Raw genomic sequence first — 14,470 nt, forward strand, 5'->3', positions numbered from 1 at the left:
TTAATCCTTCTTTTCGGCATGCGACCCGATTCATGTCGATATCGTAATCATTCGGACAGCGATCTGTGCATGACGACCCCGCCCGCTCCGATGGCCCAGCCCGTCCTGGCGTTCCGGGTGGACGACGGAAACCGAACGGGTCGATGCGGGCTGCGGTGAAGGCCGGCCTGACGCTCGCGGTCCACCGCAGCGGCCTCGCCTCGGCTCTGTCGCGGCGCTACGGCGGTGCGGGCACGATCTTCATGCTCCACAGCGTGGTGGAGAACGGGGCGTTCTATCCAGACCGCGGATTGCGCTGCCCGACAGCGCAGCTCGACGCCATCCTGACGATGCTTCGCCGTCGCGGCATCGCGCTGGTGAGCCTCGACGAGGCCGTATCGCGACTGCGCGACCCCAGGCCCGGACGCTTCGCCTCTTTCACCTTCGACGACGGCTTCGACGACAACCTTTCCCGCGCCCTTCCGGTCATGGAGCGCCACGGCGCGCCCTTCACGGTCTATGTCGCGACCGGCATGATCACGGGCGATCTGGACGCATGGTGGCTCGGCCTCGCGGCTTTGATCCGCTCTCGGGACGTGATCGCGCTGCCGGACGGCACGACCTTCGCCTGCAACGACGCGCCCTCCAAAGTCGCAGCCTTCGATGCGATCGAACGCGCGATCCATCGGCGCTACGAACTGCTTCCCGCAATCCGGGACATGATCGCCGCAGCCGGCCTCGACCTGCCGGGTCTGGTGCGGACCGAAGGGCTCACCCTCGAACGCTTGCGCCGCCTCGCCGAGCATCCCCTCGCGACGATCGGCGCCCATGGCACGACCCATATCAATCTCGCCCGGGCACCCGAGGATGTGGCGCGGGAAGAAATGGCGGCGAACCGCGCCTTCCTCGAAGCGGCGATCGGCCGACCGGTGCGCCACTTCGCCTATCCGTTCGGAAATGCCCGCGCCTGCGGATCCCGCGAGGAGCGTCTCGCTGAAGCCGTCGGCTTCGAGACAGCGGTAACCACGCGCCACGGTGCGGTGTTTCCAGACCACCTCCACCACCTGTATGCCCTGCCGCGGGAATCGCTGTCCGTTCACGACACGCCGCACACGGTCGCGTGCAAGCTCAGCGGCTTCTATCGTGCTGTGTACAGCAGGCTTGGAGCTCCGGTCTCACATATGGGCAGCGACGCGGCGGGAGATCGGCCCTGATGCTTCGAATGGGACCGTCGCGCCGGTCCGCCGCGCGGCTGCTCATGGCTGCGCTGTGTCTGCCGCTGGCAACGCCGACCGTCGTCGCGACGGTCGCTGCCGCAGGGACGGTCCCGTTCCGACGCGGCATCGGCATCACGCACACGCTGGCCTGGGCCAATGTCGAGGGCGGACCTGAGTCCCGCTTCCGCTTTCCGCCTTTCTCCGGCCCGGATCGAGCGATGACGGCCGCCGAGATGCGCAATCTGCGGGAGGCCGGTTTGGATTTCGTGCGTCTCGGCGTCGATCCGGGTCCGTTCCTGCAATTCACCGGGCGCCAGCGCGACTGGATGGACCGGACGCTGAGCGACAGCGTGAAGCGCTTCCTCGATGCCGATCTCGGCGTCATCGTCGACATCCATCCCAGCGACCTTGCTCCCGACTACGTCGCCGACCGGCTGACCGAGGGGGTACGGGCGCCCCGCTTCCGCGCCTATCTGGAACTGGTCGCGCAGATGGCCGAACGGCTCGCGGCCCTGAGGTCGGATCGGGTCGCCCTCGAACTGTTCAACGAGCCGAGCCAAGCACCGGAGGTGTGGCAGCCGATGCTGGAAGCGGCCTACGCGGCGGCCCGGAAGCGAGCCCCGCGGCTGCCGCTCGTTCTCGGCGGCGGCGGGCAGAACGGCCTCGAAGGCCTGCTCAAGATGGATCTGCGGCCGTTCCTGCACGATCCCGCCGTGATCTACACCTTTCACGACTACGAGCCCTATCAATACACCCATCAGGGCGCTGCCGAGCATGCCGCAGCCGATCTCGTCGACGTCCCGTATCCCGCCTCGGCCCGCCCGCTGAGCGATACGCTCGCAGCGAGCCGCCGGGCCATCGCCGCCTCCGATCGCACGCCCGCGCAGAGAGCGGAGGCCGAGGCGGAAGCGACGCGGCATATCGATCACTACGCCCGCTTCGGTTTCGACCGGGCGGCCCTTAGCCGAAGCTTCGACGACATCGCGGATTGGGCACGCCGACACGGAATTGCACCGGGACGGATCCTGCTCGGCGAGTTCGGCGCACGGTTGACGCCCTTCAGTGGCGGAGCGGTGCAGCGGGCGGAGCGTCGGCGATACCTGCGCGACATGCGCGAGGTCGCCGAAGCGCACGGCTTCGCGTGGTCCGTCTTCGCCTACCGCGGATTGGGCGGGTTCGCCCTGGCGCGAAACGAGACGGGACCGGACCTCGATCCCCTCGTGACGGACGCGCTCGGCCTGCGGATGCCGGGCGAACAACGGAAGACCCGGTGATGCTGACGGTGTCCGAGGCTGCCACCCGGGAATCCGTGACAGCGGAAGTCGTCCCGTTCGAGCAGGCAGCGCCGCACGCCGATGCATGGCGCGATCTGGCCGGCCGCGCGCTGGAACCCAACGTCTTCTACGGCCCGGAGATGACCCTTGCCGGCCTGCGCCACCTTCCGGAGGGCCGGGGCGGACGGGTCGTCATGGCGTGGCGGGGCGCGGGCGCCACGCGACGGCTCGTCGGGATCCTGCCGGTCGTCGGGGTCGGGCGCCGCCACGGCGTGCCGCTGCCGGTCCGGCAGGCGGCGGGCTTCTACGGGACCGTCAGCACGCCTTTGATCGACGGCCAGGAGGCGGAGGAGACGCTGGCGGCAATGCTGGCCGCGCTCGGACGAGCCGGCATCTGCGGGCTGCTCCTTCCCTACCTCTACACCGACGGGCCGGTCGCCGCAGCCCTGAACCGTCTTGCCGGCGGGATCGGCCTGGAGCAGCGCCGCCTCTCCGGCTTCGAGCGCGCCTTCCTGCGCAGCCCCCTCGACGGGGCCACCTATCTCCGCGGCGCCCTCGAGACCCGGCGACGCAAGGAGGCGGAGCGGCAGCGTCGGCGGCTGGCCGAGACCGGCGCCCTCGCCTTCCGGGTCGCCCGTGGACCGGAGGCGGCTGCCGCCCTCGAGGCCTTCCTCGCCCTCGAAGCGGCCGGCTGGAAGGGCCGTGAGGGGACCGATCTGCGCAGCGCGCCGGGCGCGGCCCTCTTCGTGCGCGAGGCGACCGCGGCCCTCGCCCGGGCCGATGCGATCCGCGTCGCGCTGCTGACCCTCGACGAGCGGGTCATCGCCGCCGGCCTCGTGGCCGTCGCGGGCGACCGGGCCTTCTACATGAAGACGTGCTACGACGAGAGCCTGGGGCGGTTCTCGCCGGGTCTTCTGCTGACCCTCGACCTGACGGCGCACCTGCTCGACGACCCGGCCATCGAAGGCGCCGACTCGATTGCCATCGCGGATCATCCGATGATCGATCGGGTGTGGACGGCGCGCGTCGCCGTCTCCAATCTGCTGCTCCAGACAACGCGAGACCGGGCCCTCTCCTTCCGCTTGCTGCGCGGTGCGGAGGATTTGCGCGAGCTTCTACGCGTCCGCAGCCGCCCTTTGCGGGATCGGTTCGAGGCCTGGCGGGCCGCGCGTAAGGTTAAGGCCAAATAAGCAGTCTTCCGGCGCTGGATCGATCGCCTTCGCGGGCTACGATCCACTATTGTTGCGAACCACACGAGGCTGAGGAGGTCGGTGAAGTCATGGCCAGTCTGATCAGCGTTTCCGCGCAGGACCGCGAAACGTTTCCGTCGGTCCCGTTCGGGATCAAGCACGCGCTGGCCGACGATCCGCTGCTGTCGCTCGACCGCCTCATCGACCTCGCGGCGCGCTTGCCGCGCCACAGCATCGAGTTCAACGGCGGCAACGTCGCGATCGATCAGAATCCCGATACGGTGCCGCTGGTCGAGATGGAGCCCACGGAGATCGTCCGGCGCATCCGCGAAGCGAATGCCTGGATGGTGCTCAAGCGCGTCGAACAGGTCCCGGCTTACGCCGACCTGCTGAAGGGCATCCTCGACGGCGTTGCGCGTGATATCGGCCATGCCGACGCGGCGGATGCCGGCTTCACCAACATCGAGGGCTTCATCTTCGTGTCGTCGCCCAACGCCACGACGCCGTTCCACGTCGATCCGGAAGACAACTTCTTCGTCCAGATCCATGGCGAGAAGTACTTCCACATCATCGACAACCGCGATGGCAGCATCGTCCCCGATGCGGTGATGGAATTCCGCCCCGGGGCTCACCGCAACCTGACCTACAAGCCGGAATTCGAGGATCGGGCCCGGGTGTTCACGATGAATGCCGGGGACGGATGTTTCGTGCCCTATCACTGGCCGCATTGGGTCCGGACCGGTTCGAGCTACTCCATCTCGATGGCGGTCACGTGGAAATCCACCGCGGTGAAGCGCTCCAACCGCCTGCTCGCCGTGAATGCCATGCTGCGGCGCTATGGCCTGCCGCAACCGGCGCCCGGCCGCCGTCCCACCTTCGATGCGGTCAAGATCGCGGCGATCACCGCCCTGCGTGCCCCGGTGGAGGAACTGCGCCGGCTGCGCAGCCGCGGGCTCTCAGCGGCCGAGTAAGCGGGCACGAACGCATCGCCCCTCCGCTTCGCTGGCGGGGCGGGACCTGTGCCGGGGACGCTGCGGAATGCTCCACACACCGTTTACGGTCCGCGCGCATTGCTCGAGAGCGGCCGCGGCGGCGGCCTTGCGCTGCGCGTGCAATCGGGTCCGGGTGATGGAATGACGACAGTGCCTGCCGAGACCGCCCCGGCGAAAGAGGCCATGGCGGCGGCCGTCGACCGGCCGGACCTGCGTACGGGGGGCGTCATCGCCCGCCTGCTCGGCGGGGCCGGGATCGGCACCTACCTGCGCGTCGTCCTGTTCGGGTCTGGCGCCCGGATGTTCGGACTCGCCTCGCAGTTCGTTGTCCTGATCATGCTCGGCCGTGTGCTGTCGAAGACCGGTTTCGGCGAGATGATGATCGCCTTCGGCATCTATCGGCTCATCGGCACCGCGCTCGGCGTCGGCGGCTCGCTCGTTCTGCTCTATCACGTCTCGCGCCGCCCCGATGATCGGGCGGCGGAGGTGCGCCTGCATCGCTCCACCGCCCTCCTCGCGGGTACGATATCCGCCCTCATCGCGCTCGTCGGCGCGCTGGCCTCGGGATGGATCGCCGAGCTGCTCGACAAGCCCGGCCTCGCGCACTGGCTGGTGCTTCTCGCACCGTTCGCCGTGTTCAGCACGCTCCTCGTGGTGGCGACGGGCGCGCTGGAGGGGCGTTCCCGCGTCTCGGAATCGATCTTGATCGGTGAGGTCGCGCCATCGGCGGCACGGATCGTCCTGCTTCCAGCTGTAGCCCTCCTGGCGCTGCCCGAGAGTGCGGTGGCCCATGTCCTGACCGTGTCCGTGCTCGTGCCCTGGCTCTGGGCGTCGCGTCGGATCTGGTCGGGCGATGTCGCGGGACAGCGCCGCTGGACCCGCTGGGACGTCCAGTACGCCGCCAAGTTCGTCGGAGCGACGCTGTTCGCCAACCAGCTCGGGGCCATCGACCTCGTGGTGGCCGGTGCGCTTTTCCCGTCGAACGTGGTTGCCGACTATGCCGTCGCCTCGCGGATCGCTGCCCTCTACAGCTTCTTCCAGATCGTGCTGCTGAAGCGCTTCGCACCGCGTGCCGGCCAGCTTCTCGAGACCGGGGACGTGGCGGCCCTGCGCCGTGATACGGATCTGTGTCGCTCACTCACGATCGGGTTCACCGCGCTGACCATCGCCGGGATTCTCGTCGGTGCCCCGTTCGTCCTGCCCCTGTTCGGCGGCTTCGGAGGTGCGATGGGCTTTCTCGTCTGGCTCGCCCTGCCCTCCTTCGTCAGCGCGTTCTACGCGACGTCCGACCGCCTGCTGATCATCGCCGGAAAGGCCAACGTGCTTCTGGCGCTCACGGTGTCGTCGTTCCTCGTGCTGGCGACCACGCCTTTCGCCACCGCGTCCTGGCTCGGCCCGGTCGCGATCCCGGCCGCGATGATCCTGTCGGCGCTGGCCCTCAATCCCATCATCGCCGTGCGCGTGCGCGCCCTGTTCGGCATCGCGACGATCCGGTTCAGGGATGTGGGTGCCTTCGGCCTGGCCGGGCTCGCGGCCGGCTATCATGCCTATGCCGGCTCACTCGTCTCGACGCTCGCCGTCTGCGCGACCTTCGCCGGCCTGGGGGCGGCCTATATCGCGGGGGTCGGCCGTCGCGGTCTGCGGGAGATCGCCGCCGGAGGCTGAGCCGGGACGGAGCTCGGGCTGTCGAGCCGTCCTCAGACGGAGCGGGGGCTGTGCACGGTGCGATAGACCTGGAGCGTCCGCCGGGCGATCGCGCGCCAGTCGTGGCGCTCGGCGACCCGGGCGCGGTCCGCGGCCGTGACCGTTTCCGTCTCGTGGCCCGGCGCGATCGCGGCAACGCGCGCGGACAATCCCGCCACATCGCCGGGCGTGACGAAGATCGTACCCGGGGGCGCGATCTCGTGATGGGCGGGGATATCGCTCAGGATCAGCGGACACCCGTAGCTCATCGCTTCGAGGACGGCGATCGGTTGCGCCTCGTGGCTCGACACCATGGCGAAGGCACCGGCGTGGCTGAACAGTTCCGCGAGGGCGTCGCCGCTCTGGTAGCCGAGCATCACGACCTCCGCCGAGGCCGCCGCCGCTTCCGCCACGGCGCGGGCATACTCCGTTCCGTGATCGGCTCCGCCGACGAGGGCGAGGCGCCACGGCTCGCCGCCCGCCGGCTCGAACCCGTCATCGCCTCCGCCCTCGGCCGACACCAGGACCGGGGCCGCCGGTTGCGCTTGCCGCGTCAGAGCCGCGATCAGATCGAGCTGGCGCTTGACCGGATCGATCCTTGCCACGGACAGCACGTAGCGGCCCGGACTCAACCCGTAGGCCGTCAGCGTGCCGGTGCTCGACAAGATGCGCGGCGTCGCGATGCCGTTGGGAATGACCTCGATCGCAACGCCGTAGCGTCGGCGCATCGCCTCGGCGAGGAAGGTCGAGACGGTGATGCGTCCGTGCGCCCATCTCATGGCGACCTGTTCGCCGAGGCGCAACAGAATGCGGGCGCCAGCGCCCCACTTCTCGTGCTCGTAATTCGGGCTGTGATGCGTGACGACGACCCGGAGGCCGAGCAGCCGCGCGAGCGGGGTGAACAGGGCGGGGCCGATCCCGTGAATGTGCAGGATGTCGGGACGGCTCACGCCGGCGCGGAGCACGCCGAGCAGCGAATGGAGAAACGTCTCGATGCCGCTGCGGCGCGGCGACCAGAGGCGTGTGAGACGGATCCCGCGCCACATCCGGGGCGAAGCCGCGTCGACATAGGCGGAGCGGACGATGACCTCGACCTCGCAGCCGAGTTCGGCGAGGCGCAGTGCGAGGTTCTCCACATGGCTCTCGACACCGCCCTGCACGTTCGGCACGCCGCGAAGGCCGAGCATCGTCACCCGGAGCGGCGCCGAGGCTCCCTCGCCGCCTCCCTGAATTGCGGGATCGGCGCTCATTGGAGGCGACCGCCCGTCAGCGTCCGGTAGAGGTCGAGCAGGCGACCGCGGTAGGTCGCGGCGGTGAAGTCACGCTCGACCCAGGCGCGCCCGGCCGCTCCCATCGCCGCAAGCCGGGCATCCGGCAGAGCCGCGAAACGCCCGAGCGCCTCGGCCAGAGCCTCGACGTCGCCGGAGGGAAAGAGGGCACCGGTCTCGTCCTCGCGCACGAGTTCCGGGATGCCGGCGATGGCGGCACCGATCACCGGCCGCCCGGCTGCATAAGCCTCCAGCACGGCGAGCGGGGCGTTCTCGTTGCACTCGGAGGGCGCCACCACGGCGCGCGCGCCTTGAAGCACCGCCGGCAGGTCGGCCTTGTCGACATGGCCGAGGAAGCGGACATCGGCTCCGACCGCGTCGGCGACCGCGCGCAGGCGCGCTTCGTCGGGGCCGCGTCCGGCCAATGTCAGCGGCTGCCGGGCAAGAGCGGCCGCGCGCACCAGGGACTCGACCCCCTTCAGATTGTCGAGCCGACCGCAATAGACGAAGCGCGACCCGATCGGGTCGTCGGGCGAGAAGCGCTTCTCATCGACGAAGTTGGGGACGTGCACGAAGCGGTCGCGCGGCCAGCCCCACTCGACAAGGGTCTCGAGCACGAAGCGACTCGGCACGGCAAAGCGCGTCACGGTGTCGGCATAGAGCCCGAGCCAGCGGTGCACGTAGCTCTCGACCATGATGAGGCCCGACAATGGCAGCGAGCCCTTGATGCAGCGATGCACCGCGACGTTGTACAGCCGTCCCCCCTTGCAGCTGTCGCAGGGGCGGCCATCCCGCATCATCGTGTAGGCCGGGCAACCGAGCTTGAGATCGTGAACCGTCAGCACCGTCGGAATGCCGCGCTCGCTCAGCAGCGACAGGACCGAGGGCGACAGGTGGTGGTAGAGGTTGTGCGCGTGGGCGACCGTGGGCGGCTTCGCGTCGATGAGGCGGCCGAGCTTCGCGCGGGATTGACGCGAGTAGATGACCCGCTGTGCGCTCAGGATTTTCCGTCCGAGCCCGTAATCATTGCCGAACTCGATCTCGTCGGGGAAGTATTCGTCGTAGGCTGTGGGCAGGTTGTTCGGGTGCTTCATCGCGAAGGGCACCACATCCCAGCCGACTGCTTCGAACAGACGATTCTGCTCGAGAAACAAAACTTCAGCCCCGCCGCGGGCGTAGAAGTAGTTGTTGATCGACAGGAGGCGGTTCTGTGTCGCAGCGGTCATCGCTTCAGTCTCGACAGGGTCTGTAGACGCAGGCCGAAGATCGCCACGGTCATCATGAACCACTGTGTCCGGCCCACGGCGAACAGCAGGGATTCGAACGATGAGAGGCAGAGACCGAAAAACCAGACCCGCATGAAGAACAGCTGAAGATCGGCATCCACGTCGCGGGCGCGGACGAGATCCGAGAGGGGCTGGAGGACGACCCAGCAGAGGGTCGCGAACAGGCCGACCCAGCCGGTCATCACGCTGACATTGAGGAAGCCGTTATGGGCGTCCGAGGCACGCATGGCCCAGGTTTCGATCGAACTCCAGTTGTAGACCAGCGCGCTCGTCCCCCAGAAGGCCTGGAAGCCATGTCCGAAGAGTGGCCGTGCAACGGTGTTCTCGAGCGCGAAGCTCCAGATGCCGTCGCGTCCGGTGAAGGTCGGGTCGGAAAGGATCGAGGAGACGACGGACCGGATCGCGGGGACGGTCACCGATCCGATGGTGATGACGCACAGGAAGACAGGCAGGGCCAGGAGCACGCCCGACCGCATCCAGACACTGCGGAACCGGAGGGCCAGGACCGGGATCAGCAAGAATGCGGGGAGCAGATTGGTCGGCGACTTTGAGTGGCTGAAAAACAGGAACACGGCGGACAGCAGCACGAGCGACCAACCCGCGACGGGGTTCCAGAGCCGCGCCGCGAACAGGCCGATGAAGATGAAGATCGCCATGTCGCCGCCGGCATCGTTCTTGTGGCGGAACGTGCCGCGCCAGTCGCCGGCGAGGCCGGGCTCGGCGAAGTCGGTCGCTTGGTGGATGGACAGGTGCGGCAGGAAGAGGACGCCGAAGTAGCAGAACGCCACGACGATGAGAGCGCCGATGGTCAGGAGCCGCGCGAAATGGCGCAGGTCGCGCGGCAGCATCAGGAAGGCGCAGGCCTGGAACAGGGTGATGACCGCAAGGACGAGGCGGCGGATGGCCAGATCGGCGTTGTCCGAAAGAACCGCGGAGATCGCGAACCAGACCAGCGTCACGATCAGAGCCGGACTCGCGGCTCCACGGAGGGCTTGAAGGCTGCCGGTCTGGACTAGGAACATCGCGAGCGCGGCAGTCAGTCCGAGGCTCGCGACCATGGTGGCCAGGGAGCCGCCCGTGTTCACGTCGAGCACATCACTGCGACCGAGATCCACGAACGGCGTGACCGTCAGCCACAACAGAAGGAAGGTGACGAGAAACAGCGTGTCACGCAGCGAGCCGCTGTCCCATCGACCGGCGCTTGCCGCTGCGACCGGCGGGTTGGCGACGTGCGAACCGATGGTCGTGGGGCGCAGGACACGGCTCCCGTCCCTGCCCTCGCCTTCATGGTTAATCATGCGCACTCAGACACGGACCCGTCAGAACCCATTATTCCGCTACATGCCTTTTCGCCCACTGCTATGTATAACTCGGCAAGCACATTGTCGAGCGGTCACCTGCGAATTGATTGTTTTAGTTAATATTAATCATTGGCCATCTCAATCTATGACAATGATTGTTTGATATATTCCATAGTTGTTCGGCGCCATCTGATCAGCAATCGGGCGCCGACCTCAGTCTCCAGCCACCTCGCCGCTGGCCAGAACTGACCGCGGTCCCGTTCAGGGCCGTCGACCGGTTGTCAGAGTCGCAAGGCTGACGTCATCTTGGCGGCGATGCGCAGCCCCATTCCCCTTCCCGCCGTCAGGACCTTCGAAGCGGCGGCTCGCCGGCGCTCGTTCAAGGACGCGGCAAGCGAACTCAACCTCACGGCAAGCGCCGTCAGCCACGCGATTCGCAAGCTCGAAGCCGCCCTCGGCGTCATCCTGTTCACGCGCGATGGCAGCGGCATCAGTTTGACGGCGGCCGGCGAGGCGCTGCTCGATCATGTCAGCCGCGCCTTCGAGGAGATGAACCGCGGTTTCGATCTCGTGGCGACGCGCACGCCGCATCTCCTGCGCCTGCACTGCGCACCGAGCTTCGCCGCGCAGTGGTTGGTGCCGCGGCTGGCTCGCTTCCTGGCGGATCATCCGGACTTCGAGGTGCGGCTCGCCGCCGGAATGGACTACGCCCGCTTCATCACCGACGAGTTCGACGCCGACATCATCTACGGACCGCCGCGCGGGCAAGGTCTCATTGTCGTCCCGCTCAGGTCGGAGACGGTGACGCCGCTCTGCGCGCCGAGCCTCGCCGCCGACATCCGCGAACCCGCCGACCTGCTGAGCCGGATGCTCATCCAGAGCGACAACAAGCTCGTGCGCTGGCCGCACTGGTTCGAGCGCAACGGCTTGCACGCTCCCGCGCCCGCCCGGCTGCGCTTCGACCGCAGTTTCCTGGCGATCGCCGCTGCGGTCGATGGGCTCGGCATCGCCCTGGAATCGACGTTGCTGGCCGAGCGGGAGCTGGCCGAGGGGCGCTTGGTCGCGCCGCTCGTCGGGCGGGCGGTCGATGTCACCTACACCGGCCACCAACTCGTCCTGCCGGCCTCGACGCGCCGCCGTCTCCCGCTGGTGATCTTCGCACGCTGGCTGGCGAAGGAACTCGATATCGGCCTGCCCCCGGAGATCGCGTGATCCCGAACCGACATCAGGCACCGCCGATCCCGGTCAGAGCGGACGGCAGATGAATGAAATTCATCGGAGGCTGAAAAGTACGCGTTTGCTGCATTTTCCCTCGTAAACTACCGTCGCTCCCAAGAGATGAGAGGAAACAAACTGCAGCTCGATTGGCAACGCAGCCACTCGACTGATCTTCGCCACCAGGCGCCGTAGTTCGGCGAGCCGGCGGAGGGTGGATCTCCCATCTCGGAACGGGCCGGGTGCCAGGACGGCGGTCCGCACCGGCGCGCAGGGAGACAATCATGCTTTTGAAAGACAGAGTCTGCGTGATCACGGGGGCGGCCTCAGCCCGCGGCATCGGCCGGGCTACCGCACACGCCTTCGCCGCGCAGGGCGGCCGGGTGGTCGTCCTCGACCTTGATGCCGGCCAAGCTGAGGCTGCGGCGCGCGACATCGGTCCTGCTCATTTCGGGTTCGCTTGCGACGTCACGGACAAGGCCGCCTGTCGGGCCGCCGCCGAGGAGGTGGTCGGGCAAGCCGGTCGGATCGACGTCCTCGTCAACAATGCCGGGATCACCCAGCCCCTGAAGCTGATGGAGATCGACGCGGCCCATTACGAGGCCGTCACCGACGTGAACCTGCGCGGCACCCTCTACATGAGTCAGGCGGTGGTCCCGACGATGCGGGCGCAGCGCGCCGGCTCGATCGTGTGCCTGTCATCCGTCTCGGCGCAGCGCGGCGGCGGCATCTTCGGCGGTCCGCATTACAGTGCCGCCAAGGCCGGCGTACTCGGCCTCGCCAAGGCGATGGCGCGCGAACTCGGCTCGGACGGCATCCGCGTGAACTCGGTCACGCCCGGCCTGATCCAGACCGACATCACCGGCGGGAAGCTGACCGAGGAACTCCGCGCTGAGATCATCAAGGGCATTCCCCTGGGCCGCCTGGGCGTCGCGGACGACGTCGCCAATGCGTGCCTGTTCCTGGCGAGCGACCTGTCGGCCTACCTCACCGGCACGGTCATCGACGTCAACGGCGGCATGCTGATCCACTGAGAGCAAGGAGCACAGCCATGGACACCGTCCTCGACGGGCAGCCCCGCGAGCGCTCGAACGTCTCGCTCGCCGACCGCGCTCACAACATCCGCCGCCACGCCCTGCTGATGGGCGAGGTCCAGGGACAGGGCTACATCGCGCAGGCGCTCGGTATCGCCGACGTGCTGGCGGTCAGCTACTTCCACGCCTTGACCTTCCGTCCGGACGATCCGGAATGGGAGGGGCGCGACCGCTTCCTTCTCTCGATCGGCCATTACGCCATCGCCCTCTACGCCGCCCTGATCGAGGCCGGCGTCATCCCCGAGGACGAGCTGACGAGCTACGGCTCCGACGACAGCCGCCTGCCGATGTCCGGCATGGCCGCCTACACACCGGGCATGGAGATCACCGGAGGCTCGCTCGGCCACGGGCTCGGCATCGCCGTCGGCATGGCGCTCGGCCTGAAGCGGAAGTCTTCGAGCAGCTTCGTCTACAACATGTTCTCCGACGGTGAGCTCGACGAGGGCTCGACCTGGGAAGCGGCGATGTCGGCCGCCTCCTTCGGTCTCGACAACCTGATCGGCATCGTCGACGTCAACGGCATGCAGGCCGACGGGCCTTCTCGCGGTGTCCTGAACTTCGAGCCGCTGGCGCCGAAGTTCGAGGCCTTCGGCTGGTTCGTCCAGCGCGTGGACGGCAACGACCTCGACGCGCTGGTTGGGGCCTTCGATGCGGCCCGCACCCATGCGTGCGCCTGCCCGCGCATCGTGATCTGCGACACGAAGATGGCCAAGGGTGTGCCGTTCCTCGAGGCGCGGGAGCGAAACCACTTCCTGCGGGTCGAGGCGGACGAATGGCGCAGAGCCCTGGCGGTTCTGGACGAAGGGAGGCTCCAGTGAGACGTTCGAAGTACGAGAAGCCGGCCCCGCGCGCGTCCGGGGGAGCCAAGACCTCGGCGATGATCGCCTCGCTGGCCGCGCCCGGCCAGCGCACGAAGCCGGCACCCTTCGGCAACGCCCTTCTCGAACTCGCCAAGACGCGCCCCGACGTCGTCGGTCTATCGGCGGACCTCGCCAAGTACACCGACCTGCACATCTTCGCGCAGGCTCATCCCGACCGGTTCTACCAGATGGGAATGGCCGAGCAGCTTCTGATGAGCGCGGCGGCGGGGCTCGCCCGCGAAGGCTTCACGCCCATCGCTACGACTTACGCGGTGTTCGCGGCGCGGCGCGCCTACGACTTCATCTGCCTCGCGATCGCCGAGGAGAACCTCAACGTCAAGATCGCCTGCGCCCTGCCGGGTCTGACGACGGGCTACGGCCCGAGCCATCAAGCCACCGAGGATCTCGCGATCTTCCGGGGCATGCCGAACCTGACGATCCTCGACCCCTGCGATGCGCATGAATTGGAGCAGATCGTGCCGGCCATGGTCGAGCACCAGGGTCCGGTCTACCTGAGGCTGCTGCGCGGCAACGTGCCTCTCGTGTTGGACGAGTACGGCTACACCTTCGAGTGGGGCAAGGCCAAGACGATCCATGACGGGGGCGACGTTCTGATCGTCTCGACCGGACTGATGACCATGCGGGCCCTCGAGGTCGCCCAGGAACTCCGCGACGACCGGATCGACGTGGCGGTGCTGCACGTGCCGACCATCAAGCCGCTCGATGAGGAGACCATCCTGCGCGAGGTCGGCCGCGGCGGCCGGCTCGTCGTGGTGGCCGAGAACCACTCCGTGGTCGGCGGCCTCGGCGAGGCGGTGGCGGGCCTCCTCCTGCGCACCGGCACGGTGCCGCCGGGCTACCGTCAGATCGGCCTGCCCGACGAATTCCTCGACGCGGGCGCCCTGCCGACCCTGCACGAGCGCTACGGCATCTCCACCCAGGCGATGGCCCGCAGCATCCGCGGCTGGCTCTGAAACCGGCGCCTTCCCCCGGGGTAAGCCCCGGGCATCCTCCGACAATTCGGGAGCCGGTCGCGGCTCCCCGTACCCGGCGAGACCGGACGACGATCCCGAGAGACCGGTGAACGGCGGGGATCCGACGGTCGACGCCG

Annotated in this window: 12 protein-coding genes; 9 read left to right on the top strand and 3 right to left on the bottom strand. The window is 68.1% G+C overall.

Going from position 1 to position 14,470, the window contains the following annotated elements:
• Window positions 1-143 precede the first annotated feature (143 nt).
• The 5 genes from HNR51_RS07280 to HNR51_RS07300 all read left to right on the top strand — a co-directional run bounded on the left by HNR51_RS07280 (window position 144) and on the right by HNR51_RS07300 (window position 6,317).
• Window positions 144-1,193, top strand: coding sequence for a polysaccharide deacetylase family protein (locus tag HNR51_RS07280; RefSeq protein ID WP_182554474.1), 1,050 nt, complete (start codon window positions 144-146; stop codon window positions 1,191-1,193).
• The gene (locus HNR51_RS07285) at window positions 1,193-2,470 is read left to right on the top strand and encodes a glycoside hydrolase family 5 protein (protein ID WP_182554475.1); all 1,278 of its coding nucleotides are present in this window, start codon (window positions 1,193-1,195) and stop codon (window positions 2,468-2,470) included. The genes HNR51_RS07280 and HNR51_RS07285 overlap by 1 nt, the downstream gene beginning before the upstream one ends.
• A complete protein-coding gene (locus HNR51_RS07290) occupies window positions 2,470-3,660 on the top strand; it encodes a GNAT family N-acetyltransferase (protein ID WP_182554476.1) in 1,191 nt (396 codons plus the stop codon). Before HNR51_RS07285 ends, HNR51_RS07290 begins: the two co-directional genes overlap by 1 nt.
• Before the next feature lie 89 nt (window positions 3,661-3,749).
• Entirely contained in the window at window positions 3,750-4,631 is an 882-nt protein-coding gene (locus tag HNR51_RS07295; RefSeq protein WP_152279073.1) for a cupin-like domain-containing protein, read from the top strand.
• Between the two features lie 162 nt (window positions 4,632-4,793).
• Entirely contained in the window at window positions 4,794-6,317 is a 1,524-nt protein-coding gene (locus HNR51_RS07300; protein ID WP_182554477.1) for a lipopolysaccharide biosynthesis protein, read from the top strand.
• Between the two features lie 32 nt (window positions 6,318-6,349).
• Here the strand turns inward: HNR51_RS07300 and HNR51_RS07305 are convergent, their stop codons facing one another.
• From HNR51_RS07305 to HNR51_RS07315, 3 genes are read right to left on the bottom strand one after another with little or no spacing between them, the layout of a single operon-like run.
• Window positions 6,350-7,585 (bottom strand): glycosyltransferase family 4 protein, encoded by a 1,236-nt coding sequence (locus HNR51_RS07305; protein ID WP_182554478.1) that lies wholly within the window; start codon window positions 7,583-7,585, stop codon window positions 6,350-6,352.
• Entirely contained in the window at window positions 7,582-8,829 is a 1,248-nt protein-coding gene (locus HNR51_RS07310) for a glycosyltransferase family 4 protein (RefSeq protein WP_141949986.1), read from the bottom strand. Before HNR51_RS07310 ends, HNR51_RS07305 begins: the two co-directional genes overlap by 4 nt.
• Window positions 8,826-10,187 (bottom strand): O-antigen ligase family protein, encoded by a 1,362-nt coding sequence (locus HNR51_RS07315; protein WP_182554479.1) that lies wholly within the window; start codon window positions 10,185-10,187, stop codon window positions 8,826-8,828. The genes HNR51_RS07310 and HNR51_RS07315 overlap by 4 nt, the downstream gene beginning before the upstream one ends.
• A 318-nt stretch (window positions 10,188-10,505) precedes the next feature.
• On the opposite strand from HNR51_RS07315, the gene HNR51_RS07320 reads away from it, so the two are divergent.
• The 4 genes from HNR51_RS07320 (at window position 10,506) to HNR51_RS07335 (ending at window position 14,333) form a co-directional block, all read left to right on the top strand.
• Window positions 10,506-11,402, top strand: a complete 897-nt coding sequence (locus tag HNR51_RS07320) for a LysR substrate-binding domain-containing protein (RefSeq protein ID WP_012452206.1) — start codon at window positions 10,506-10,508, stop codon at window positions 11,400-11,402.
• Window positions 11,403-11,689: 287 nt separating this feature from the next.
• The gene (locus HNR51_RS07325) at window positions 11,690-12,439 is read left to right on the top strand and encodes an SDR family NAD(P)-dependent oxidoreductase (protein ID WP_012452207.1); all 750 of its coding nucleotides are present in this window, start codon (window positions 11,690-11,692) and stop codon (window positions 12,437-12,439) included.
• Window positions 12,440-12,456: 17 nt separating this feature from the next.
• The gene (locus HNR51_RS07330; protein ID WP_182554480.1) at window positions 12,457-13,317 is read left to right on the top strand and encodes a transketolase; all 861 of its coding nucleotides are present in this window, start codon (window positions 12,457-12,459) and stop codon (window positions 13,315-13,317) included.
• Window positions 13,314-14,333, top strand: a complete 1,020-nt coding sequence (locus HNR51_RS07335) for a transketolase family protein (protein WP_182554481.1) — start codon at window positions 13,314-13,316, stop codon at window positions 14,331-14,333. Before HNR51_RS07330 ends, HNR51_RS07335 begins: the two co-directional genes overlap by 4 nt.
• Window positions 14,334-14,470 lie beyond the last annotated feature (137 nt).

Source organism: Methylorubrum thiocyanatum (assembly GCA_014138645.1).
Taxonomy (GTDB): Bacteria; Pseudomonadota; Alphaproteobacteria; order Rhizobiales; family Beijerinckiaceae; genus Methylobacterium; species Methylobacterium thiocyanatum.

Bases quoted from the DNA above. Each gene is read 5' to 3' on its own strand.
- HNR51_RS07280 (WP_182554474.1), top strand. From the start codon at position 144: ATGCGGGCTGCGGTGAAGGCCGGCCTGACGCTCGCGGTCCACCGCAGC.
- HNR51_RS07285 (WP_182554475.1), top strand. From the start codon at position 1,193: ATGCTTCGAATGGGACCGTCGCGCCGGTCCGCCGCGCGGCTGCTCATG.
- HNR51_RS07290 (WP_182554476.1), top strand. From the start codon at position 2,470: ATGCTGACGGTGTCCGAGGCTGCCACCCGGGAATCCGTGACAGCGGAA.
- HNR51_RS07295 (WP_152279073.1), top strand. From the start codon at position 3,750: ATGGCCAGTCTGATCAGCGTTTCCGCGCAGGACCGCGAAACGTTTCCG.
- HNR51_RS07300 (WP_182554477.1), top strand. From the start codon at position 4,794: ATGACGACAGTGCCTGCCGAGACCGCCCCGGCGAAAGAGGCCATGGCG.
- HNR51_RS07305 (WP_182554478.1), bottom strand. From the start codon at position 7,585: ATGAGCGCCGATCCCGCAATTCAGGGAGGCGGCGAGGGAGCCTCGGCG.
- HNR51_RS07310 (WP_141949986.1), bottom strand. From the start codon at position 8,829: ATGACCGCTGCGACACAGAACCGCCTCCTGTCGATCAACAACTACTTC.
- HNR51_RS07315 (WP_182554479.1), bottom strand. From the start codon at position 10,187: ATGATTAACCATGAAGGCGAGGGCAGGGACGGGAGCCGTGTCCTGCGC.
- HNR51_RS07320 (WP_012452206.1), top strand. From the start codon at position 10,506: ATGCGCAGCCCCATTCCCCTTCCCGCCGTCAGGACCTTCGAAGCGGCG.
- HNR51_RS07325 (WP_012452207.1), top strand. From the start codon at position 11,690: ATGCTTTTGAAAGACAGAGTCTGCGTGATCACGGGGGCGGCCTCAGCC.
- HNR51_RS07330 (WP_182554480.1), top strand. From the start codon at position 12,457: ATGGACACCGTCCTCGACGGGCAGCCCCGCGAGCGCTCGAACGTCTCG.